Source organism: Pseudomonas sp. 10S5, from assembly GCF_035019745.1.
Lineage (GTDB): Bacteria > Pseudomonadota > Gammaproteobacteria > Pseudomonadales > Pseudomonadaceae > Aquipseudomonas.
In genome coordinates, this window is the sequence record NZ_JASJVL010000016.1 from 54506 (window position 1) to 76453 (window position 21948).

At 55.0% G+C, this 21948-nt stretch carries 26 protein-coding genes; 9 read left to right on the forward strand and 17 right to left on the reverse strand.

Going from position 1 to position 21948, the window contains the following annotated elements; translation table 11 throughout:
* Window positions 1-19: 19 nt before the first annotated feature.
* From QN378_RS17430 to QN378_RS17440, 3 genes are read right to left on the reverse strand one after another with little or no spacing between them, the layout of a single operon-like run.
* Window positions 20-1081, reverse strand: a complete 1062-nt coding sequence (locus QN378_RS17430; protein WP_407074071.1) for a COX15/CtaA family protein — start codon at window positions 1079-1081, stop codon at window positions 20-22.
* A 9-nt stretch (window positions 1082-1090) separates the two neighbouring features.
* The gene (locus tag QN378_RS17435; RefSeq protein WP_322205948.1) at window positions 1091-1684 is read right to left on the reverse strand and encodes a hypothetical protein; all 594 of its coding nucleotides are present in this window, start codon (window positions 1682-1684) and stop codon (window positions 1091-1093) included.
* On the reverse strand, window positions 1650-2390 hold the full coding sequence (locus tag QN378_RS17440) for an SURF1 family protein (RefSeq protein ID WP_322205949.1): 741 nt from the start codon (window positions 2388-2390) through the stop codon (window positions 1650-1652). Before QN378_RS17440 ends, QN378_RS17435 begins: the two co-directional genes overlap by 35 nt.
* Window positions 2391-2470: 80 nt before the next feature.
* Here QN378_RS17440 and QN378_RS17445 point away from each other — a divergent pair, with 80 nt between their 5' ends.
* Window positions 2471-2674 carry a twin transmembrane helix small protein gene (locus tag QN378_RS17445; protein ID WP_323550809.1) on the forward strand — a complete coding sequence of 68 codons (204 nt, stop codon included), beginning with the start codon at window positions 2471-2473 and terminating at the stop codon, window positions 2672-2674.
* A gap of 50 nt (window positions 2675-2724) precedes the next feature.
* Here the strand turns inward: QN378_RS17445 and QN378_RS17450 are convergent, their stop codons facing one another.
* Genes QN378_RS17450 through coxB form a run of 4 tightly spaced genes read right to left on the reverse strand, consistent with a single transcriptional unit; the run spans window position 2725 to window position 6993 of the window.
* On the reverse strand, window positions 2725-3612 hold the full coding sequence (locus QN378_RS17450) for a cytochrome c oxidase subunit 3 (RefSeq protein WP_322205951.1): 888 nt from the start codon (window positions 3610-3612) through the stop codon (window positions 2725-2727).
* A gap of 13 nt (window positions 3613-3625) precedes the next feature.
* Window positions 3626-4210: a cytochrome c oxidase assembly protein gene (locus QN378_RS17455; protein ID WP_322205952.1), complete on the reverse strand. Its 585-nt coding sequence runs from the start codon at window positions 4208-4210 to the stop codon at window positions 3626-3628.
* Window position 4211: 1 nt separating this feature from the next.
* Complete coding sequence (ctaD, locus tag QN378_RS17460) at window positions 4212-5810, reverse strand: cytochrome c oxidase subunit I (RefSeq protein ID WP_322205953.1); 1599 nt, start codon at window positions 5808-5810, stop codon at window positions 4212-4214.
* A 55-nt stretch (window positions 5811-5865) separates the two neighbouring features.
* On the reverse strand, window positions 5866-6993 hold the full coding sequence (gene coxB / locus QN378_RS17465; RefSeq protein WP_322205954.1) for a cytochrome c oxidase subunit II: 1128 nt from the start codon (window positions 6991-6993) through the stop codon (window positions 5866-5868).
* Window positions 6994-7380: 387 nt separating this feature from the next.
* Between coxB and QN378_RS17470 the strand changes: the two genes are divergently transcribed.
* Window positions 7381-8034: a hypothetical protein gene (locus tag QN378_RS17470; RefSeq protein ID WP_322205955.1), complete on the forward strand. Its 654-nt coding sequence runs from the start codon at window positions 7381-7383 to the stop codon at window positions 8032-8034.
* Between the two features lie 72 nt (window positions 8035-8106).
* Here QN378_RS17470 and QN378_RS17475 read toward each other — a convergent pair whose 3' ends face one another.
* From QN378_RS17475 to prlC, 4 genes are all read right to left on the reverse strand, one after another.
* Window positions 8107-8814 (reverse strand): carbonic anhydrase, encoded by a 708-nt coding sequence (locus tag QN378_RS17475; RefSeq protein WP_322205956.1) that lies wholly within the window; start codon window positions 8812-8814, stop codon window positions 8107-8109.
* Between the two features lie 157 nt (window positions 8815-8971).
* On the reverse strand, window positions 8972-10030 hold the full coding sequence (locus QN378_RS17480) for a PA0069 family radical SAM protein (protein ID WP_322205957.1): 1059 nt from the start codon (window positions 10028-10030) through the stop codon (window positions 8972-8974).
* Between the two features lie 313 nt (window positions 10031-10343).
* Complete coding sequence (locus QN378_RS17485) at window positions 10344-10631, reverse strand: YheV family putative zinc ribbon protein (RefSeq protein ID WP_323550808.1); 288 nt, start codon at window positions 10629-10631, stop codon at window positions 10344-10346.
* On the reverse strand, window positions 10628-12679 hold the full coding sequence (gene prlC, locus QN378_RS17490; RefSeq protein ID WP_322205959.1) for an oligopeptidase A: 2052 nt from the start codon (window positions 12677-12679) through the stop codon (window positions 10628-10630). The genes QN378_RS17485 and prlC overlap by 4 nt, the downstream gene beginning before the upstream one ends.
* A 103-nt stretch (window positions 12680-12782) precedes the next feature.
* Here prlC and QN378_RS17495 point away from each other — a divergent pair, with 103 nt between their 5' ends.
* The gene (locus QN378_RS17495; RefSeq protein WP_322205960.1) at window positions 12783-13331 is read left to right on the forward strand and encodes a gamma carbonic anhydrase family protein; all 549 of its coding nucleotides are present in this window, start codon (window positions 12783-12785) and stop codon (window positions 13329-13331) included.
* 31 nt (window positions 13332-13362) lie between these two features.
* Window positions 13363-14013 carry an HAD family hydrolase gene (locus tag QN378_RS17500; protein ID WP_322205961.1) on the forward strand — a complete coding sequence of 217 codons (651 nt, stop codon included), beginning with the start codon at window positions 13363-13365 and terminating at the stop codon, window positions 14011-14013.
* A 52-nt stretch (window positions 14014-14065) separates the two neighbouring features.
* On the opposite strand, the gene QN378_RS17505 is transcribed toward QN378_RS17500, so the two are convergent.
* Window positions 14066-15124: an aminopeptidase gene (locus QN378_RS17505; RefSeq protein ID WP_322205962.1), complete on the reverse strand. Its 1059-nt coding sequence runs from the start codon at window positions 15122-15124 to the stop codon at window positions 14066-14068.
* A gap of 96 nt (window positions 15125-15220) precedes the next feature.
* On the opposite strand from QN378_RS17505, the gene QN378_RS17510 reads away from it, so the two are divergent.
* Window positions 15221-15631, forward strand: a complete 411-nt coding sequence (locus QN378_RS17510; protein ID WP_322205963.1) for a hypothetical protein — start codon at window positions 15221-15223, stop codon at window positions 15629-15631.
* Here the strand turns inward: QN378_RS17510 and QN378_RS17515 are convergent, their stop codons facing one another.
* Together QN378_RS17515 and QN378_RS17520 are read right to left on the reverse strand one after the other, a co-directional pair.
* Complete coding sequence (locus tag QN378_RS17515) at window positions 15632-15865, reverse strand: DUF1161 domain-containing protein (RefSeq protein WP_322205964.1); 234 nt, start codon at window positions 15863-15865, stop codon at window positions 15632-15634. It abuts the gene before it with no gap.
* 116 nt (window positions 15866-15981) lie between these two features.
* Window positions 15982-16413 carry an OsmC family protein gene (locus QN378_RS17520; RefSeq protein ID WP_322205965.1) on the reverse strand — a complete coding sequence of 144 codons (432 nt, stop codon included), beginning with the start codon at window positions 16411-16413 and terminating at the stop codon, window positions 15982-15984.
* 248 nt (window positions 16414-16661) lie between these two features.
* On the opposite strand from QN378_RS17520, the gene QN378_RS17525 reads away from it, so the two are divergent.
* Entirely contained in the window at window positions 16662-17663 is a 1002-nt protein-coding gene (locus tag QN378_RS17525) for an LLM class flavin-dependent oxidoreductase (protein WP_322205966.1), read from the forward strand.
* 93 nt (window positions 17664-17756) lie between these two features.
* On the opposite strand, the gene QN378_RS17530 is transcribed toward QN378_RS17525, so the two are convergent.
* Window positions 17757-17981, reverse strand: coding sequence for a DUF1161 domain-containing protein (locus tag QN378_RS17530; protein WP_322205967.1), 225 nt, complete (start codon window positions 17979-17981; stop codon window positions 17757-17759).
* A gap of 135 nt (window positions 17982-18116) precedes the next feature.
* Entirely contained in the window at window positions 18117-18332 is a 216-nt protein-coding gene (locus QN378_RS17535; protein WP_322205968.1) for a dodecin, read from the reverse strand.
* Between the two features lie 154 nt (window positions 18333-18486).
* On the opposite strand from QN378_RS17535, the gene QN378_RS17540 reads away from it, so the two are divergent.
* Window positions 18487-18810, forward strand: coding sequence for a DUF883 family protein (locus QN378_RS17540; RefSeq protein ID WP_322205969.1), 324 nt, complete (start codon window positions 18487-18489; stop codon window positions 18808-18810).
* Between the two features lies 1 nt (window position 18811).
* Here the strand turns inward: QN378_RS17540 and QN378_RS17545 are convergent, their stop codons facing one another.
* Window positions 18812-19711 carry a LysR family transcriptional regulator gene (locus tag QN378_RS17545; RefSeq protein ID WP_322205970.1) on the reverse strand — a complete coding sequence of 300 codons (900 nt, stop codon included), beginning with the start codon at window positions 19709-19711 and terminating at the stop codon, window positions 18812-18814.
* A gap of 124 nt (window positions 19712-19835) precedes the next feature.
* Between QN378_RS17545 and trpB the strand changes: the two genes are divergently transcribed.
* Both trpB and trpA read left to right on the forward strand, forming a co-directional pair.
* On the forward strand, window positions 19836-21065 hold the full coding sequence (gene trpB, locus QN378_RS17550) for a tryptophan synthase subunit beta (RefSeq protein ID WP_322205971.1): 1230 nt from the start codon (window positions 19836-19838) through the stop codon (window positions 21063-21065).
* Window positions 21062-21880 (forward strand): tryptophan synthase subunit alpha, encoded by an 819-nt coding sequence (gene trpA, locus QN378_RS17555; RefSeq protein ID WP_322205972.1) that lies wholly within the window; start codon window positions 21062-21064, stop codon window positions 21878-21880. Before trpB ends, trpA begins: the two co-directional genes overlap by 4 nt.
* Window positions 21881-21948: the final 68 nt, after the last annotated feature.

Sequence of the window (21948 nt, forward strand, 5' to 3'; positions counted from 1 at the left end):
CGTTATTATTGTGTGCAGGCTATTTACCCGGATGCAGATACCCGTGCCCATGGTCCATTGCTTCAATGCCAAGCCGAGGTGTAGTTCTGGTTGCCCAGCTCCGCGCCGACCTGGCGCGGTAGTTCACCAGCGTGACCGCTAACATCAACACGGCGCCCCCAACGTTATGTGCCACTGCAATCGGCAGCGGCAGATGAAAGACCACATTACTAATACCCAACGCAACTTGCAGCCCCAATGCCATCACCACCAATGACGCCATGCCTTTTAGCCCGGCCCGTTTGAGCTGCCACGCCAGCACCAGCAACACCAAGGTGACTAGCAGCGCGCCCAATCGATGGGTGATGTGAATCGCTGTGCGCGCATCACTGTCCAATTGCCCGCCCAAGTAATTCGGGCCAATGTGTTGGGTCAGACGAAAACCGTTGACGAAGTCCGCTTTGGGCCACCATTGGCCATGACACGTTGGTAAATCAATGCACGCCACGGCCGCGTAGTTGGAACTGACCCAACCGCCCAAGGCGATTTGCGCCACCACCAACACCAATCCCAGTGCGGCCAAATGACGCAACCGCGGGGGCAACTCTGGCAGCGGAGCTAAAGCGCCAGATAACCGCAGTGTTAGCAAAAACAAAAGGCTTAACGTGGCGACCCCTCCCAGCAAGTGAGCCGTGACCACCTGCGGCCAAAGCTTGAGGGTCACCGTCCACATACCAAACGCCGCTTGGGCAACCACCACCCCAAGCATCACCATCGGCAACTTGAACGGTTGCCCCTCATGATGCCTACGACGTAACGCTTGTGCCGCTAGCACAATGATCATCAACGCCAAGCTGCCCGCAAAATACCGGTGAATCATCTCATTACGGCCCTTATGTGGCTCTACCGGCGTATCGGGGAAGTGCAGTTCGGCATGTGCCAGCTGTGCCTCGGTGTTAGGCACACTGATAAAACCGTAGCAACCCGGCCAGTCAGGACAGCCTAGACCGGCATGCGTCAGCCGGGTAAAGGCACCGAGTACGATCACAGCCAGCGCAAGCAGCGTGGCAAGTAAAGCGAGGCGAAATCCAGGTCTGGCCATTACGATGCCCTATCCGATGTTCGACAGTTTCAACAGTTGGCGTAGATCGTTGAGCAAGTCCTTGCCGTTAACCTTGGCGTCGTAACGCAGTACCAGGTTGCCGTGGGGATCGACGATCCAAAGGTGTGGCGCTTCCGCGCCGGGTACAGCCTTGTTGTAAAGCGACAAGTCCAACGGATAGCGTTGTAATTTTGGATAATCGCGAGCCAGTTTGGCGCTGTAATCGGCACTTAATGGCTGGCCAACGGCCAAACCGTGACTGGCCCGCGCAGCATCCTGGCCCAGCCCGATATTCAGTTGGCGCGCCAAATAAACAAGGTGTTGGCAATCCGCCTCGCAGTTCTGCGGCGCACTGACCAACAACTGCCAACGCTGTTCATCCGCCTGTACTCCAAGCTCTGCACGGCTTTGACCGTTGCCGATCATCTCACCGTGAAAACTGCGGGTGTCCGGGACCCAAAACTGGAGCTTGTACATGCCGGTGGCGAGAACCATTGGGCCGATTGCGATCAATGCAACTAAAATAAGCTGCAAGCGGCCTTTACGACGCGATGTTGGCGGACGTGTTTCAGACATGCTGATTGGATTCATGGCTCGTCCCATGCTTTTTCTCCTTGGCGTTGCGATACCCCAGATACAGAAACAAACCGAACAACGCTGCGGCCATGGCAAACCACTGAACGGCATAACCGAGGTGTTTCTCCGGCCCCATGGCCACCACAGGCCAATCAAGCTGATACGCTGCTGGCCCAGGTTCGAGCCGTAATTCGTCGGCAAATCCTTCTCGACCGAGTTCATCCCAGAGTTTTGCGGGATTAACCGCCGTGACCAATCGGGGCCAAGGCGCGCCCACAGGGTCCGCGCCTAACTGAAAGGTTGCGCCAGAGGGCATGTAAACCCAGGCGTTTAAATTCAGCACTTGCTCTGGCGTGTTAAAAACCGGCGGCGTGCGCCGGGTAGGCCAAGGTAGCCAGCCGCGATTAACCCATAACCAAAGTCCGCTAGCCTGATCATGAAAAGGTTGAATTAACTCAATGCCGCCGCGACCGCCACGAGTGCTGTTGTCCAGCATGAGGCTATGCGCAGCATCGAATTGACCCCGCAGTTGCACCCGTCGATAAGCCGGATCGACGGTTTGTTCCAGCTGGGTACTGGTGATGGGTTCAGCTATTCGACGTTCGGCAAATTGGTTGAGCAACACGCGCTTCTCCTCTCCCCGGTCTAGCTGCCAGAAACCCAGAAATATCAGCAGCGGCAGCAACAGGAAAACCACCACCGTGGGCGCCATGCCGGGTTGAAAATGTTTCATGGCGCCTCCGATTCTGTCGATTGGCGACTGTCTATACTGCATGGCATGTCTTCCCACCCGACTCGTCCCGGAGTTGCATCATGCTCAAAGCGGCGATTGTTCTAATGCTCGTTGCCACGATGATCAGCCTGTTCAGCGGCCTGTTTTTTCTAGTCAAAGACGACAGCAGTTCCAACCGAGTAGTTAAAGCGCTAACCGTACGTGTTTGCCTCGCCGCGATGACCGTTATCTTGATCGCCTGGGGCTTTTACAGCGGTCAACTGGTGTCACATGTGAGCTGGTAAGTCGTTCGTCAATACGTAGGGCCTAAAGCTACCGGCAGATGATCCGGCGCTTAAAGCACATAGACGAAAACAAACAAGCCAATCCACACAACGTCGACAAAGTGCCAATACCAACTGGCCGCCTCGAAGCCGAATTGATGTTCGGCGTCAAAATGCCCGCGCATCACTCGCATCAACATGACAAACAGAATGATCGTGCCGATGGTGACGTGGGCGCCGTGAAAACCGGTGAGCATGAAAAACGTAGCGCCGTAGATGCCCGAACCCAAGGTCAGGCCCAGTTCGTGATACGCCTCCATGTATTCGGTTGCCTGCAACATCAAAAAGCTCAAGCCCAGTAACACGGTGATCGCCAACCAAATTTTTAGGGCGCCACGGTGGCCTTTTTTCAATGCGTGGTGAGCAACTGTGACCGTGGCGCTGGAGCTGACCAGCAGGACGGTATTGATCAGCGGCAAGTGCCACGGGTTAATCACCTCTTTCGGACCAGGAAAGAGCTTTGGGTCAGGTGGATTCATTAGCGGCCAGGCGTAGTGAAAGTTCGGCCAAAGCATGTGCGCCACACCCTTAGAACCTTCACCGCCCAGCCATGGACCGGCCCAAGTGCGCACGTAGAACAGCGCGCCAAAGAATGCGATAAAAAACATGATTTCGGAGAAGATAAACCAGCTCATTCCCCAGCGAAACGAACGGTCCATTTGCGCACTGAACAACCCCGAACGGCTTTCCTTGATAACGGTTCCAAACCAGCCAAACAGCATGTAGGCCAACAACAATCCGCCCACAAAAAAGATCAATGGTCCGTGGGATTCGGGACGTGCCGCCTTCAGGTCGTTGAACCAGGTGCCAAGGCCAAACATCGTAGTGAACATGCCGACCGTAGCGATAATCGGCCACTTGCTTTGCGCGGGAACGTAGTAATGCTCGTGAATTGCCATCTTATTGTTCTCCTTATCGGGCACCCTTGGTTGCAAGGTCTTGGCCGTCATTGCTGGCGACTTTGGCAACTGGCGGCGAGCGAGCGGTGATGTCAAACAGCGTATAAGCCAAGGTCAGTTGTTTCACGTCTTTGGGTAATTCGCGATCGAGGATGAAGCGCACCGGCATTTCGATTCGCTCGCCCGGCTGCAAGGTTTGTTGTGTGAAGCAAAAGCATTCAGTCTTGTGGAAATACACCGCGACTTCGCCCGGCGAGATGCTCGGGATTGCCTGCGCTTTCATCACATGGTTGGTCGGGTTATGCGCCACGAACAGCATCTCGTTGACCGCGCCGGGGTGTACGTCCAACACATCGCCCTTTGGGTAGAAGTCCCAAACCATGTCGCTGTTGTTGCTCGATAGAAATTGCACCTGCACCTGACGACTCTGATCAATCACTTGGGAGCCTTCGTATTTATCGCCGGTCTTGCCATTGATGCCGAGCGCCTTGCACATCACGTCATACAGCGGCACCAACGCGAAACCGAACGCAAACATCAGCACCACCAACATCAAGAGGCGGATGACCAAGCGCCGGATTGAACGCTGTTCGTCCATGTCACTTCACTTCTGGCGGCGTGGTGAAGGTGTGATACGGCGCGGGGGATGGAATACTCCATTCCAATCCATCGGCACCATCCCAAGGCTTGGCTGGCGCTGGAGGGCCGCCGCGAATAGTTTTGATCACGATGAACAGGAAGAAGATCTGCGTAGCACCAAAGGTAAATGCTCCGATGGACGACACCATGTTGAAATTTGCAAACTGTAAGTTGTAATCGGGAATACGCCGTGGCATGCCAGCTAGCCCGAGAAAGTGCATCGGAAAAAACGCGACGTTCATGCCGATAAAGGACAGCCAGAAATGCAGCTTGCCCAGCGTTTCGTCGTACATGTGCCCGGTCCATTTCGGCAACCAGTAGTAAGCCGAGGCGAAGATTCCGAAAATTGCACCCGGTACCAGCACGTAGTGGAAGTGCGCCACCACGAAATAGGTGTCCTGATACTGGAAGTCCGCAGGAGCGATGGCCAGCATTAGCCCAGAAAATCCGCCGATGCTGAACAAAATCACGAAGGCAACAGCGAACAACATCGGCGTCTCAAAGCTCAGCGAGCCTTGCCACATGGTGCTAACCCAGTTGAACACCTTCACCCCGGTGGGCACCGCAATGAGCATTGTGGCGTACATAAAGAACAACTCACCCACTAACGGAATGCCCACTACGAACATATGGTGCGCCCATACGATAAACGACAGAAACGCGATGCTTGCCACCGCATAAACCATCGAGGTATAGCCAAACAGCGGTTTACGCGAAAACGTCGGGATGATCGAACTGACCGCGCCAAACGCCGGCAGGATCATGATGTACACCTCAGGGTGCCCAAAAAACCAGAACACATGCTGGAACAACACCGGATCACCACCGCCCGCCGCGCTGAAAAAACTGGTGCCGAAGTGGATGTCCATTAACATCATGGTCACGCATCCAGCCAGCACTGGCATCACCGCGATCAATAGAAATGCCGTGATCAGCCATGTCCAAACGAACAACGGCATCTTCATTAACGTCATGCCGGGCGCGCGCAGGTTGAGGATGGTCGCAATCACGTTGATCGCGCCCATTATCGAACTGATGCCCATCATGTGAATGGCAAAAATGAAGAAGGTCACACTTTCCGGCGCGTAGGTTGTCGACAACGGCGCATAGAAGGTCCAGCCGAAGTTCGGGCCACCACCGGGCATAAATAACGTCGAGATCAAGAGCAAAAAAGCCGCCGGAAGTAGCCAGAAGCTGAAGTTGTTCATCCTCGGCAGCGCCATGTCGGGCGCGCCGATCATCAACGGGATCATCCAGTTGGCAAGACCGACAAACGCGGGCATCACCGCGCCAAACACCATCACCAGACCGTGCATGGTGGTCATCTGGTTGAAGAACGCCGGCTCGACGATTTGCAGTCCGGGCTGAAACAGCTCTGCGCGTATCACCATGGCGAACGACCCGCCGAGCAAAAACATACAGAAGCTGAACCAGAGGTACAGCGTGCCAATGTCCTTGTGGTTAGTGGTCAGTACCCAGCGCATCAGGCCCTTCGCGGGGCCATGCGCATGGTCATCAACATGGCCCACGTGGCCATGGTCATCGATCACTGCACTCATGATCTGTCTCCTGCAAAACAGTCTGCGAAACGACGTGATTCAGCCATGGACGAGGTCATTTCGCGTCCGCCTGTTTCAGAGCCAACACATCTTTGGGGGTGACCATGTCGCCTTTGTTATTACCCCAAGCATTGCGCTCGTAAGTAACCACCGCCGCAATATCCACTTCTGAAAGCTGTTTACCGAACGCCGCCATCGCCGTACCGGGACGACCATGGAACACGGTGTTCAGGTGGCCTTCTTTGGGCCCGGTGACAGTTTTCGAACCCTTAAGCGCCGGGAACATCGGCGGCAGGCCCTGACCTTCCGCCTGATGACAAGCCACGCAGGTGGTGTGATAAACCTTATCGCCACGGGCCACCAACTCATCCATCGTCCAGTCTTTACTGGTCAACTCCTTGAGTTTGGCGCTTTCAAGTTTGCGCCCCGCCAGCCAAGTGTCGTAGTCAGCCTGAGTCTTGGCTTCCACCACAATCGGCATGAAGCCGTGGTCTTTGCCACACAATTCTGAACACTGACCTCGGTAGATCCCGGGTTTATCGACACGGGTCCAAGCTTCGTTGATGAACCCCGGAATGGCGTCGCGCTTGACTGCAAACGCTGGCACCCACCACGAGTGGATGACGTCAGCAGCGGTCACCAGAAACCGGATTTTCTTTCCCACTGGAATAACCAATGGCTCGTCAACTTCGAGTAAGTAGTTTTCGCCCTTGGCTTCTTTGTTGTGTATCTGCGCAGCAGGGGTAGCCAAGTTGCTGAAAAATTCGACGTCTTGTCCTAGATATTTGTAATGCCACTTCCATTGATAACCGGTTATCTGGATATCGATATCCGACGCACCGGTATCGTACATTTTGATCATGGTTCGGGTGGCAGGAATAACCATTACGATCAAAATCACCAGCGGCACAATTGTCCAGGCAATTTCAACTCGCGTACTCTCGTGAAACTTGGCGGCCACTTGCCCAGTAGAGCGCCGATGAAGAATCATCGACCAAAACATGGCCCCAAAAACGACGATACCGATCACTACGCATATCCAGAAAATGGTCATGTGTAAATCGAATATCTCATGACTGACTTCGGTCGCTCCTGGCGCCATATTCGTCGTCCAAGCGGCCTGCGCCTGATTGAATATTGACGACAACAGCAAGCCCATCCAGACATATGGATGTCGCATCATTGCGGGTTCCCCTTATCGTTCTTGTTATCCCGCCGGCTTTCACTTTCATCTGCGGCCAAGGGAGCGGCTGTCAAGAATGGTGGCTTGACGGTCGGGCCAAAGCTGCGAATTCATTCGGGCGTCGCCGGTTAATCTTCCTTCAACCCCGAGTATAGACAGCGCTTGAGACCTCGCAATGTGCTGACGCAAAATCTCGTTAGCTGGCTAAATTGTCGATTCGCAGCTATGAGGGGCGCACAATGCGTCGACAGAATGAAACTGCTTATATAGGTCACCCACAAACGTGTGAAGTTGTTATGACAAATGCGTCTGAGAGAATTTTATAAGCAGGCTACCGTATGACTTCGTTTTGCTTTTTGCCTTATTTCATTACGTTCAGGAGTTTTCATGAACACCGCCGCTTTGCGCGAGCAGATTCAACAAGCGCTCCAACACGAGGCCGATACCGGTCAATTGTCGCGTCAGCTTGAAACTCAGTTGCCACACCTGCACCCCGCCATTCACGTCCCTGAATTAGATGCGAAAGGCGTTTTGACACGCTTTGTAGCAGCTTATATTGAACTGGTTCCCGACTTGCTAGAGGCTGCCAATGCGGTGGCTATCGAGGCGGGCATTGAAGCGCAGATCAAACCTGTCTTGAAGATCGCCGAACAGTTTTTTCTTCAACCGCCCGCGATTATGGCCGGTCATGAAGGGTTGGACAGCTTGCTAGACGAAGCCTATCTAGCCCATCGTCTGGTTGAGGAGGTAAACGACCTCTACATCAAGCACTTTGGTCAGCCGCTGATTCCCTCGAACACCACCGTGGCGAGCGTTATTGCCCATCAGTTGATCGGCGAAGCTTTTGCTAACCAGCTAGACGAAGCTGTACACCATGCGGTGGATGAAATGCTCGACGAAGATAGCTTCGCGCTAGAGTCAGTAGAGGCGTATCGCGAACGCCTTAAGAGCCCTGACACCGAAGCGGCGTGGAAGCGCTGGCCGAGCCTGTCGCGCCAACTGGGCGTCGGACTCGATTTGGACACGTCACAAACGCATTAAGGGCAAGACTGCGCCCGCGCACGACTCAGCCGACTCAGACGCCGGGGGTCGTGCGCAACCTATTTGCAAATGCTAGAAACGCGACTTGGGCGTTGCCACCGGAATAGGGTGCGAGCCATCAAGCGGCAGGAAACAATCCTGTTCGGCGTCATAAGCCAGAATGTCACTGGTTTCAATGCTGTAAACCCAACCGTGAATAAACAACTGACCGCTGGCCATCTTCGATGCCACTGACGGATGCGTACGCAGATGCTGCAACTGCGCGATCACGTTTTCCTGAGTCAGTACGTGCATGCTCTCCTGCTCATCTGCACAGTGGCAATTGTCTTCGACAACCGTCTTCGCCACTTCGGCATGCCGCAGCCACGCTTTGACCGTGGGCATTTTTTCAAGGGTTTGTGGGTTAAGGACAGCGCGCATCGCGCCGCAATCGGAATGTCCGCAAATAATGATGTGCTGCACGCCCAAGGCGATCACCGCGTACTCGATGGCAGTTGAAACGCCACCATTCATCTGACCATAAGGCGGCACAACGTTACCGACGTTGCGGGTGACAAACAAATCGCCCGGAGAACTTTGGGTAATAAGCTCCGGCACGATCCGTGAGTCGGCGCAGGCAATAAACATCGCGCGCGGCCGTTGGACAGTGGCCAGGCTTTTGAAGAGCTCCTCCTGTTTCGGGAAAACTTCATGGCGAAAATGCAGAAATCCATCAACGATATGCTTAAGCGCTACATCGGCGCTTTCCGCAGCCAAGGGCTGTTTGTCAGTGCCACTCATGGTAATCGTCTCCAAGGGAACGTGACCAACTGGCCACTTTGACTGAACCGTACTGGCATAAGCTTAATTGAAACTGAAGCGACAGAGTTTCCAACACTGCGATAAGGGCCCAAAGACCTTCCGACAATGGCGAGTCTGACATTAAAGGGCACGTACATTACAACAACGACATCTGCCCTCCAGGCGGGCAAAACGCTTCGCAATCCAAGCTGAGACTCTCCCGATGATTCAACCCAAGACGCTTCACTGCAACGTTGTAGCGCTGGGCCAACAGATCGGCGAAGGGGCCTTGACCTCGCATACGCACGCCAAAGCGACTGTCATACAACTCGCCACCGCGAACCTGCCGGATAAGGCTCATCACATGCGCCGCCCGTTGCGGGTAGTGAGCGTGCAGCCACTCTTCGAACAGCGGAGCAACTTCCAGCGGCAATCGCAGCATGACGTAGCTAGCACTCAATGCGCCCGCCGCTTTGGCCTCGGCCAACAGGCTCTCCAGTTCACTGTCATTGATCATCGGGATCATCGGCGCGCACAACACGCCGACAGGAATACCCGCCTGGCGCATAACCCGAATTGCCCTCAACCGGGCCTTGGGCGCCGCAGCGCGGGGTTCAAGAATGCGCTTTAGCTCGTCATCAAGGGTCGTCAGACTAATAAACACAGACACCAGGCGCTGTTTGGCCAACTCCGCCAGCAGGTCAAGATCGCGCAAAATCAACGAACCTTTGGTGATGATCGTCACCGGATGCCGATAGCGCAGCAGAACCTCAAGCAGCGCCCGGGTGATTTTGTACTCGCGCTCAATCGGCTGATAAGGATCGGTGTTAGAGCCCAGGGTTATGGGCGCACAACGATATCCCGGCTTGGACAACTGTTGCTCAAGCACCGCAGCAGCATTGGTTTTGGCGATCAGTTTGGTTTCAAAATCCAGCCCCGGCGACATATCCCAGTAAGCATGGCTGGGCCGGGCGTAACAATAAATGCACCCGTGCTCACATCCTCGATAGGGATTGATTGACCGATCAAATGGAATATCCGGTGAAGTATTGCGGGTAATGATCGTCTTCGCCGTTTCGCTACGCACTTCAGTGCCCTGGGTCATTGGCACTTCTTGGTACCAACCATCGTCCTCGGCTACGGATCGGTTGGGCGCAAAGCGATTGTAGGGATTGCTCGCAGTGCCACGACCGCGAGGGGGCAGGGAGATAGACATACGATTTTCCACTTACTGTTTATACATACAGTATCGTCGAATAAGGATTTTCTCCACAAAAACCTGAGCACGACTGCACCGAGCTTTAATGCCAGGCGAGCTTTAGACGCGCGCTCGCTCGCGATGGATCGCAAAACGCTTCCGATAGCTGTTTGTTTCAGCTGAAAGATTGTGTTGCTGCTTTTACGACTGCTGCGTAGCCGATTGCGGGCAAGCCCTCAGGTTTCGCGTTTTATCTGACAGAGCAAGCTCCCCCAAAGATTCTGGAATCTTCTAAGGGGGATTCATTCGCGAGTCGTAATGCGGGACGTTATTAGTTCGGCTCAACCGGCTTTTTCAGCTTCGGATTAGGGAAGAACTGCACGCCCTGCACCTTAGGGTCAGCCACTTTGGCCAGCGCCGTATTGACCCGAGTGCCCAATTCCTTGGGCACCGATAAGCCTTGCTCGTTGAGTGTGTCTGAGTAACCACAGCTCACGCATTCGCGGTGAGGCACGTCGTTCTCGCTCCACATCATCAACTTGTCCGGCTCGCTGCACGCCGGGCAAACAGCCCCGGCAATGAAGCGTCGTTTGGTGATGGTGACGGGTGTATCGGTCATGCTGCCGCTTCCTCACTCAAGCCTGAATGGCGCAACAGTGCGTCAATCGACGGTTCACGTCCGCGGAAGTCCACGAACAGCACCATCGGCGCCTGTGAACCGCCACGCGCCAGGATCGCGTTACGGAACGCGCGGCCGGTTTCGGCGTTGAATACCCCGTCTTCTTCGAACTTCGAGAAGGCATCGGCTGACAACACTTCCGCCCACTTGTAACTGTAGTAACCCGCCGCGTAGCCTCCAGCAAAGATGTGCGCAAAGCTGTTGGGGAAGCGGTTATAGGCAGGCGGACGCATTACCGACACTTCGTCGCGGATGTTTTCCAGCACCTGCGCCACGCTTCGACCATCGCCGTGGGTCGCATGCAGTTCGAAGTCAAACAGCGAAAACTCCAGCTGACGAACCATCATCAGCCCAGACTGGAAGTTTTTCGCGGCGAGCATTTTTTCCAGCAAATCCTGGGGCAGCGCTTCGCCGGACTGGTAATGCGCGGAAATCAGCGCCAAGCCTTCAGGCTCCCAGCACCAGTTCTCCATGAACTGGCTAGGCAACTCCACGGCATCCCACGCCACACCGTTAATACCGGACACACCGGCATGTTCAACGCGGGTCAGCAAGTGGTGCAGGCCATGGCCAAATTCGTGGAACAGGGTGGTTACTTCATCGTGGGTCAACAACGCAGGTTTACCGCCGACGGCTGGGGTGAAGTTGCACACCAGATTCGCCACCGGGCTTTGCAGCCGGCCTTCAGCGGTGCGACGACGGTCACGGGCACCATCCATCCAGGCGCCGCCACGCTTGTTGGCGCGAGCGTAGAGGTCGAAGAAGAAGCGCCCGACGTGCTGGCCATTCTCTTTGATTTCGAACAGGCGAACATCCGGGTGCCAGGTGTCGAATCCTTTCTGTTCAGTGATTTCGATCCCGTACAGACGCTGCACAATCGCAAACAGGCCGCTCAGCACGTTGTCGATGGGGAAGTAGGCGCGCAGGGTCTCCTGAGAAACGCTGTAGCGCTGTTCACGGAGTTTTTCCCCGTAGAAACCGCTGTCCCAGCTTTGCAGGTCGTCACAACCTTGTTCGGCCGCGTAGGCCTTGAGCTGCTGGAGATCCTGAACAGCAAACGGCTTGCTGCGCTTGGCCAGATCACGCAGGAAACTCAGCACCTGATCGCTGGATTCAGCCATCTTGGTCGCCAGGCTCAGTTCAGAGAAACTGGCAAAACCCAACAGCTGAGCCAATTCCCGACGCAGGTCGAGGATCTGCTCCATGACCGGGCCGTTGTCATTCTGCCCAGCGTTCGGGCCTTGGTCCGACGCACGGGTGCAGTACGCCGCGTAAAGTTCTTCACGCAGGGCACGGTCTTCGGCGTAGGTCATCACCGCGAAGTAGCTCGGGAATTCCAAGGTGATCAAATAGCCGTCGAGGTCTTTGGCTTTCGCCGCTGCGGCCATCTGCGCTTTGGCCGAGTCGGTCAACCCGGCGAGGGCCGCTTCGTCGGTGACGTGCTTGGTCCAGGCTTGAGTCGCGTCGAGCAGTTGATTTGAGAAATGGCTGCCCAATTCGGACAACTTGGCCTGCACCTCGGCATACCGCAGCTGCTGTTCTGGCGGCAAATCGATACCCGACAAACGGAAATCGCGCAACGAATGCTCAAGAATGGTTTTCTGCGCGACATCAAAACCCGCGGCTTCAGGACCATTGGCCAACGCCTCGAAGGCCTGAAACAATTCCCGGTTCTGGCCCATTTCGGTGGAGTAAGCGCTCAATGCGGGTAGACAAGACTCGTAAGCCTCGCGCAACTCGGGGCTATTGCACACGGCATTGAGATGGCTGACCGGACTCCAGGCGGCACCCAGACGGTCGTTGAGCTCGTCCATCGCCAGAATCAGCCCGGCCCAAGTCGGCTGTTTACCCTCGGTCACGAGCAGCTCGGTAATCGCCTTGCGGTTGTCGGCAAGAATCTGTTCAATCGCCGGTTTGACGTGCTCGGCACGAATGGCGGAGAACGGTGGCAGGTCATACGGTTGTAAAAGAGGGTTGTTCGCGCTCACGGTTAAACACCTTGGCTTGAGGAAACGTGGGTCCATCTTAATTACAATCGACGCCGACCGCAGCACTCAGACCCATCTATCACTCCTAAAGAAGGAAGCTATCGTGACTATTCGACCGTTTCAGGGACACATGCCGGTGCTTGCCGAACGTGCATTTGTCGATCGATCTGCCGTCGTGATAGGGGATGTCGAGATTGGCGCTGACAGTTCGGTCTGGCCATTGACGGTGATTCGCGGCGACATGCACCGTATCCGCATCGGCGCCCGCACCAGCGTTCAAGACGGCTGCGTGCTGCATATCACCCATGCAGGTCCGTTCAACCCGGACGGCTTTGCGTTGCTGATTGGCGACGAAGTGACTATTGCGCACAAGGTCATGCTGCATGGCTGCACTGTCGGTAATCGCATTTTGATTGGTATGGGCAGCATCGTGATGGATGGCGCGGTGGTTGAGGACGAGGTGATCATCGGCGCAGGCAGCCTGGTGCCGCCAGGCAAGCGATTGGCCAGTGGGTTTTTGTACGTCGGCAGTCCGGTCAAACAGGTTCGCGCACTGAACGACAAAGAACGAGCGTTTTTTAGTTACAGTGCTGGCAACTACGTGAAGCTCAAGGATCAGCACCTGGTCGAAGGGTATGACCAGCCGATTTAACATGCCGTACAAGCCTGCTTTTAGGATTTCCATGCACTACCAAACTATTTTGTTCGACCTCGATGGCACCTTGACCGACCCGCGCTTGGGTATTACTCGTTCGATCCAGTTTGCCTTGAGCCGTCTGGGTATTGATGAGCCGGATCTGACCAAGCTTGAACACTTCATCGGCCCGCCGTTGTTGCAGGCGTTCATGCAGTTCTACGAATTCGATGAGGCAAAGGCCTGGGAGGCGGTAGGGTTTTATCGCAAGCGGTTCAGGGTCACCGGGCTGTATGAGAATCGGGTGTTTGATGGCGTGATTGAGCTGCTGGAAACCCTCGCCAAGCAGGATCGGCAGCTGTACATAGCGACCTCAAAACCCTGGGAGTTTGCCCGGGAAATCGCCCGGCACTTTAATTTCGCCAAGCACTTTAAAGTGATTTACGGCAGCGAACTTGATGGCACGCGAACTGACAAGGTCGAGTTGATCGGTTATTTGATGAGCGAAGAACAGCTTGATCCCAAACAAACCTTGATGATCGGCGACCGCAAACATGACTTGATCGGCGGCAAACGTAATGGTTTGGATGTGGCGGCGGTGGGATATGGGTTTGGCAGTCAAGAAGAACTGACTGCAGAATCACCGACTTACCACTTTGCGACATTGGCCGAAATGCATCGAGCGTTTTTGAAGAGTTGATGCCATGTCGTGACACACATCGCTTCCGCGAAGGGTCGAACCGTTCCCGAAATCAGCTACCCATCAACTTGCGCATCTGCGCTCTACGCTGCTCAATCGGCAACCCACCCAGCTTTTCCACCGCACTGTAAAACGCCGACCAATCGCCGTGTTCCTGTTTATACAGCGCCGCAAACGCTGGCACCCATTGGTCATACAATCCAAATGGCAGCAGCTTGGCGTTGTTCAACGGTGCATTGATCCAAGGATCGTAGCGGCGATTGCCTGCCCACTGACTGTCGCGGATCTGCCGGTAGTCGCTGCGCAACCGCTCGAACTCCGCCGCTTTACGTTCGCGCATCACCTGCGTCGGCAGCGGCTGCGCGTAGAGTTTTTTCAAGCGTTCCCGCGCCCCTAAAACCAGTTGGGTAAATTGTTCCCGTTGTTTGGAGTCCGACTCTTTTTCCGGAGCCAAACCACGCGCCACGCGCCATTGGCGACCGCCTTCTTGCTCGACAAAATTGGCATAAGACTCGTTGAACTCAGAATCGTCCTTCACGTAAAAACGCTGATGCGCCAACTCATGAAAGATCAATGCTGCCAGACGCTCATCGCCCCAATGCAGCATCGAGCTGATGATCGGATCGTCGAACCAACCTAACGTCGAATAGGTTTCAACGCCGCTCAAATAAACGTCTTGACCGGCCAGACGCTGCAATGCCGCTTTGCCCCGAGCGTCGCTTGGGTTGTAATAACCTCGATAAGCTACGCATCCCGCAACAGGGAAACACTGGCTCTGTGCGTTGAGGGAAAACTCATCGGTAGCGAATACATTCCAAACTACATAAGGCCGCCCGATATCGACATACAGCCGATAACTTTGGTTGTCTGGCAGGTGCAGTTGGCGACTGGCGAACGCTCGCGCCTGTTGCGATTGAACCAGTTGGTTTCGCAGCTTCGGGTCGCGTTTAGGGTCAGCAATAATAGTAGTTACCGGCTCACGAGCATGGAGTAAACGCAATTGCCCAGTGGCAAGCTGACCGTAGTAGTCGACACTGGTACAGCCGCTGAGCAGCAATATTGCCAATAGCGCGAATCCACGGCAAAGAAACAGAAAGTCGTGTCGAATCATGCCTTGGCCCTAATGTCTTAATTCAACCTGCGTTATGCCGGACACCACACCCCGAACGCAACTACCATCGACACCTGTTCGATCACGGAGCCCCCCATGCGCCAGCCTTTGTTGATAACTGCACTAATTCTCAGCGGGTGCGCAATTCCGGCTCTGCCTCCGGTTGACGCGCAACAGGCGTGGATCGAGATGTTTACCTACACCGGCAATTTGGTGATGGCAGACAAGCTCGATGGACAGCGTTGGGGAGATGGTCGTTATTTTCAGGTGCAACCTGGCAGTCATGAACTGCAGGTGCGATTTGACTATCAACCCAACGGGATTGGCTTGAGCGGATTTGACAACGTAGGAGATCGTACGTGTTATATCGTTTTGCGCTACGACCACTTCGCGCCAGGGCAACGTTATCGCCTTGAAGCCCGGAATGCAGGGATTACAGTCAGTGCCCGACTATATGACGCGAAGCGCCAAATGGTGGCCGAAGACCGTGAAGTGACATGCCTTTGATTATTTGTCGTTGCGTTGGTAGATGATTTTTCGCGTACCGTTTTCACAGGTACCAACAACCATGTTTTCGTCGTGGACTTCCTCGTTGGAAACAATTTCCAACGTATAGGAGGTTACGTTTTTAGCTTGAATCTGGGCCTCAATTTCATCCTTGAGCTCACCGCAAGGTTTTGGCGCTGCCAATGCTGTAGCGGCAAATGCGGTACAGATACCAGCTAAAAAAATGCGCTTCATGTTCGACTCCCTCGATTTAGCGAACACAATACCGGGTTATCCATTCATAGACACTGCGTAGGAACAGGGTTCTCCATAAACCCACGCAGGCAACGCTGCGTGGGTTGGCATATCCATCAACTTACCAACGTGGCATCCAGCGTAATAGCCGCGTTTAGTACTTTGGAGACCGGGCAGCCGTCTTTGGCTTTCTTGGTCAGCTCGTCGAATTGCGCTTGAGTGGCGTTAGGAATTTTCGCCTTCAAGGTCAGGTGTATGGCGGTGATATCAAAGCCACCAGCGGATTGCTCCAAGGTCACGGCCGCGTCGGTGTCGATGCTGTCGGCTTCGAGGCCCGCGCCCTCAAGAATCATCGACAGTGCCATTGAAAAGCAGCCAGCATGTGCCGCGCCAATCAGTTCTTCAGGGTTGGTGCCCTTACCGCCTTCAAATCGGGCCTTGAAGCCGTAAGGTGCTTTGTTAAGTACGTTGGTTTCGGTAGAGATGCTGCCAATACCGTTTTTCAGATCGCCTTTCCAGTGGGCTGATGCTTTTTTAACGATGCTCATGGTTTCTCCTCATGCATGTATTGAACGCGTGCAGACGGTTTGCACAATGACTAGAGTTCTGAGGAGTGTAGGCTTTACAAAGTTCAACCAAAGGGCATTTCCTACTGTTTCAGTAGGATATTTCGGCACCAGCCATTGAAACGCGAAAATACGCCCCTATTTTCATTACACGTTATCGTGGGTTCTGTTCGCCGTTAAACGTCTTGGCGCAAACCTGCACGGCATACTCCAGAGGCTATTAGTGGCTTATGAAACGTTTAGCGGATGTCAAAATCTCTACCCTCGATCTGGTGCCAGTGCGCCAAGATGCTGGCTCAGCGCAATCGCTTCGCAACTCGTTGGATTTAGCCAGACACGTTGAAAAGCTTGGCTATAACCGTTTTTGGGTGGCCGAACACCACAACATGGACGGCATCGCCAGCTCGGCGACCTCAGTCCTGATTGGCTATGTAGCCGGTGGCACCTCGACCATTCGCGTCGGCGCCGGTGGCGTCATGCTGCCCAATCACGCACCGCTGGTGATAGCAGAACAATTCGGAACTCTCGCCAGCTTATATCCAGGCCGCATCGATTTGGGCCTGGGCCGCGCGCCAGGATCGGATCAAATGACCGCCCGCGCCTTGCGCCGCGAACGCTCCGGCAGCGCGGACGATTTTCCTGAAGACGTGTCCGAATTGCTGCGCTATCTAGGTCCTCGCACGCCGAATCAGCGGGTAATTGCCGTACCGGGTACGGGCACCAACGTGCCGGTCTGGTTACTGGGCTCTAGCTTGTTCAGCGCACAACTGGCCGGCGAGCGCGGTTTGCCTTACGCCTTCGCATCCCATTTCGCGCCGCGTTACATGCACGAAGCGATTCGGGTTTATCGTAACCATTTCAAGCCGTCGATCTACCTGGACGATCCTTACGTCATGCTCGGCGTGCCATTGGCGGCCGCCGATACCGATGAGCACGCCGATTATCTGGCGACCTCGCTTTACCAGCGGATTCTTTCGTTGATGCGGGGCCAAAGCTTGGTCCAGAAACCTCCGGTAAAAACCATGGAAGGCTTATGGTTGCCCCACGAACGTGAAGCCGTGGCTGATTTCCTAGGGTTGGCAATGGTCGGCAGCGCGCTGAAAATTCGCGCCAAGCTTGAAGTGTTAGTGGAGCAGACCCAAGCCGACGAACTAATCTTTACTTGCGACATGTACGACCACGCCGATCGATTGCGCTCTTACGAGATTCTGGCGGAAACTGTACTGGGCTGAATCTTTGCAGGCTGCGCAGATCAACGAAAGGCGGGAAACTTACGTAAAAAACCGACGCCCTTGAGGGCGTCGGTTTTTGTTAAGCCTTACGCATTAGCCGCGCTTGTACACAATTTCCTTGGTGCCGGCCTCACAGGTGCCCACAACCTTAGCATCCGTCGAGCTGCCTTTCGCAACGACCTCAAGGCTGTAAGACGAGGCACCTTTAGCTTTGATTTTCGCATCGATTTCCGATTTTAAATCATCGCAGGACTTGCCAGCGGCCATCGCGGTACCTGCAATGCTTAACAGCGCTATCGCCAATACAAACTTCTTCATCGGTCACACTCCCTCGTTAGGTTAACCAGGTTGGGACGCAACCTAATCATTAACCACGCCAACGATTTCGCGACAGCGGGTTCACTGTTTGTAGCGGATTTTATGGCAATCAGCCAGTGCAAAAGTTCAGCGTGATCAGCTATTCGCGATTCGAAAGCCTACATTCAACGTCACCTGGTAGTGCGCAACCCTCCCATCTTCAATATGGCCGCGAGTCTCCAGTACTTCGAACCACTCCAGGTGCTTGATGCTTTTGGCCGCTTCAGCGATGGCGTTGTCGATCGCGTCTTCGATGGTGGTGGACGATGAGCCAACCAGCTCGACTTTTTTGTAAGTGTGGTGATCACTCATGGCAGTTCTCCCAAAGATGTCGTTAAGAGCGTAGCAGCGAATTGCTACTTACTCTGTGGGCAAAAACTTTTGAAAAGTTCAGGTACCGCCGCACTTTCCTGAAACCTCGGAGTCGGAAACAACACACGCCACTCATCACTGCAGGAGAGCCACTATGGCTAACACCTCTCTACGTAAAGCCTCGTTGCAAAGCATGGAAGCCGAGATCGAAAGTCTTCTTAAATCCCTTGAGAGCCTTAAATCCGATGCGTCGGACGAGTCGCGCAAAACCCTGAAAAGCCTCAAAGCCAACGCTGAAAATGCGCTAAGCCATTCACGCAGCTTGCTTAGCGATGTGTACGCCGAAGTTAAAGACAAAACTCGCGAAACGGGTCTTGCTACTCGCGATTACGCGCAAGAACACCCGTGGACCACCGCTGGCGTTGCGGTCGGTGCAATCGGTCTGCTGGCTGCCTACCTGTTGTTCAGGCGCGATTGATTCAGCCTCTGGCTCCCCGCTCAAGCTCGGCTTTTAGCCACTGCGCCAATTGCTGAGCGCGCCCATCTGCGGCGCGTTTCGGAATCCACAACGCCAGCCGCGCCGGTGTCTCACTAAAGCCCCAAGGTGCCGCTAGGCGTCCGGCACGTAGGTCATCCGCCACCAGCGGCTCCGGCGCGATCGCAATGCCTAATCCTGCAACAGCTGCTTCTAGCAAATAATACAAATGCTCAAAACCCTGACCATAATGCAGCGCGTCTGGCTCGATCCCGTTTTTCTGAGCCCAAATCGGCCAAGCTTGCAACCTAGACGTGGTTTGTAACAGCGTTTCGCTCGTCAATGACCGCACCGGCGCATGACGAAGTTTTTCAAAACCGGAAAACCGGGGACTCATCACTGGGCCAATCCGCTCACTGGCGAGCTCATATACCTGCATGTCTGAGGGCCAAGGCGGTTCGGCAAAAACCAGTAAGGCATCCAACCCGGGACGACGGGGATCAAAATCACCTTCCCCGGCCGACAAATGCAGGCGCAAATCTGGTAACTCCGCGTTCAGACGCCCCAGACGCGGAATAAACCAGCGTGCCAGCAGGCTTCCTGAGCAGCCCAGAACAAAGGGGGCGTCGGCGCTGGTTTGAGTTAATTCAGCGCAGACCGAGCGCAAGCGTTCAAATACGTCAGCGCTGGCATCGCGCAACCGAATACCTGCATCTGTGAGTTTAAGGCCACGCCCGTCTTTGACGAACAACGCGAGGCCCAAGTGCTCTTCCAGCACTTTGAGCTGCCGACTGACCGCGCCGTGGGTAACGTGGAGCTGCTCGGCAGCCTTGCTGACGCTGCTTAAACGGGCAGCCGCTTCAAAAGCGCGTAAGGCATTAAGAGGGGGGAGATCTCGGCTCATGGTATCCGTGAGTTTTTCTGACAAGTCGCGTCGATCTTATCGGTTTTCATCGGCGATGGCGCTGGTTAAAGTGGTTGTACTGCCTCAACGGCTAATCATTTTCGATACATCACTTGGAGGTCCCATGACCCAGACCCATTTTCGCAAAGGCGCTGATGCAAACGGCCTGTTTGGCTCATTTGGCGGCCGTTACGTGGCTGAAACCCTAATGCCCCTGGTGCTCGACCTTGACCGAGAATACGAAGCCGCCAAGGTCGATCCCGAATTTCTTAAGCAACTCGCCTACTTTCAGCGCGACTATGTGGGCCGTCCAAATCCACTATATTTCGCCGAACGTCTGACCGAGTATTGCGGCGGCGCAAAAATCTACTTTAAGCGCGAAGAACTGAACCACACCGGCGCGCACAAAATTAATAACTGCATCGGCCAGGTGTTGCTTGCCAAACGTATGGGTAAAACACGCCTGATCGCTGAAACAGGTGCTGGCATGCATGGCGTGGCCACAGCGACCGTAGCAGCGCGTTTCGGTCTTCCGTGCGTTATCTATATGGGCGCAACCGACATAGAACGGCAACAGGCCAACGTGTTTCGCATGAGGCTGCTGGGCGCTGAGATCGTGCCAGTCATTTCCGGCACCGGCACTCTGAAAGACGCGATGAACGAAGCTCTACGCGATTGGGTTACCAACGTCGAGGACACCTTCTACATGATTGGAACCGTGGCTGGCCCACATCCTTATCCGTCGATGGTTCGCGACTTTCAATCAATCATAGGCAAAGAAACCAAAGAACAGCTGCAAGAAAAAGAAGGCCGTCTGCCAGACAGTCTGATTGCTTGCGTCGGTGGCGGCTCCAACGCCATGGGCCTGTTTCACCCCTTTCTGGATGACGCCAGTGTCGAAATCATTGGCGTTGAAGCTGGCGGTCATGGCGTCGATACCGACAAACACGCCGCCAGCCTGAACGGCGGCGTACCGGGGGTTCTGCACGGCAACCGCACTTATCTACTACAAGATACCGACGGCCAGATCACAGACGCGCACTCGATTTCTGCTGGCCTCGACTACCCTGGCATTGGCCCGGAACACGCTTACCTGCACGAAATGAAACGCGTCGAGTACGTCAGTATCACCGACGACGAAGCACTCGAGGCGTTCCACCATTGCTGCCTGCTGGAAGGCATTATCCCGGCGCTCGAAACAGCTCACGCATTGGCCGAAGCCATGAAACGCGCCACCAACCTGCGCGATGATCACTTGATGGTGGTTTGCCTCTCGGGCCGTGGTGACAAAGACATGCAAACCGTGATGAGCCACATGACCGCTGCCAACAAGTCCCAGGAGCAATTGGTATGAGCCGTCTCGAACAACGTTTCGCAGAATTGAAAGCCGAAGGCCGGGCCGCGCTGGTAACCTTTATCACCGCTGGCGACCCGGGTTATGAAACCTCCCTGGCAATCCTCAAGGGCCTACCGGAGGCCGGAGCCGATGTTATCGAGTTGGGCATGCCGTTCACCGATCCCATGGCCGACGGGCTGGCGATTCAGTTGGCGACCTTGCGCGCTTTGGACGCAGGTCAAACCCTGGCAAAAACCCTAAACATGGTTCGCGAATTCCGCGTCGACAACCACTCCACACCGATTGTGCTGATGGGCTACTACAACCCGATTCACCGCTTCGGTGTTGAGGCCTTCGTGGCAGAAGCCAAAGCCGTCGGCGTCGATGGCTTGATCATCGTAGACCTGCCGCCCGAACATGACGCTGAGCTGGCCACGCCGGCGCAGGCTGCCGGTATCGATTTTATCCGCTTGACCACCCCAACCACCGATGACGCACGCCTGCCAACGGTCTTGGAGCGAAGCTCTGGCTTCGTCTACTACGTGTCTGTTGCCGGAGTTACTGGCGCTGGGTCGGCGACTTCGGACCAAGTCAAATACGCGATTGAGCGTTTACGTCGCCACACCGATCTGCCGATCAGCGTCGGCTTTGGCATCCGTACCCCGGAACAAGCCGCTGATATCGCGAGGTTGGCAGAAGGTGTAGTGGTCGGTTCGGCCCTGGTCGACAAAATCGCCAAGGCCACCTCTCCAAACCAAGCCATCGACGACGTACTGAGCCTGTGTTCCGCGTTGGCAAGCGGCGTTCGTAGCGCCCGTGTCAGCAAAGGGTAAAGATTGCTCTGAAGAGGAATTTAAACCTCAATAAACACACTAAGTTACAAGCGAAAAGGGTTCCTGGC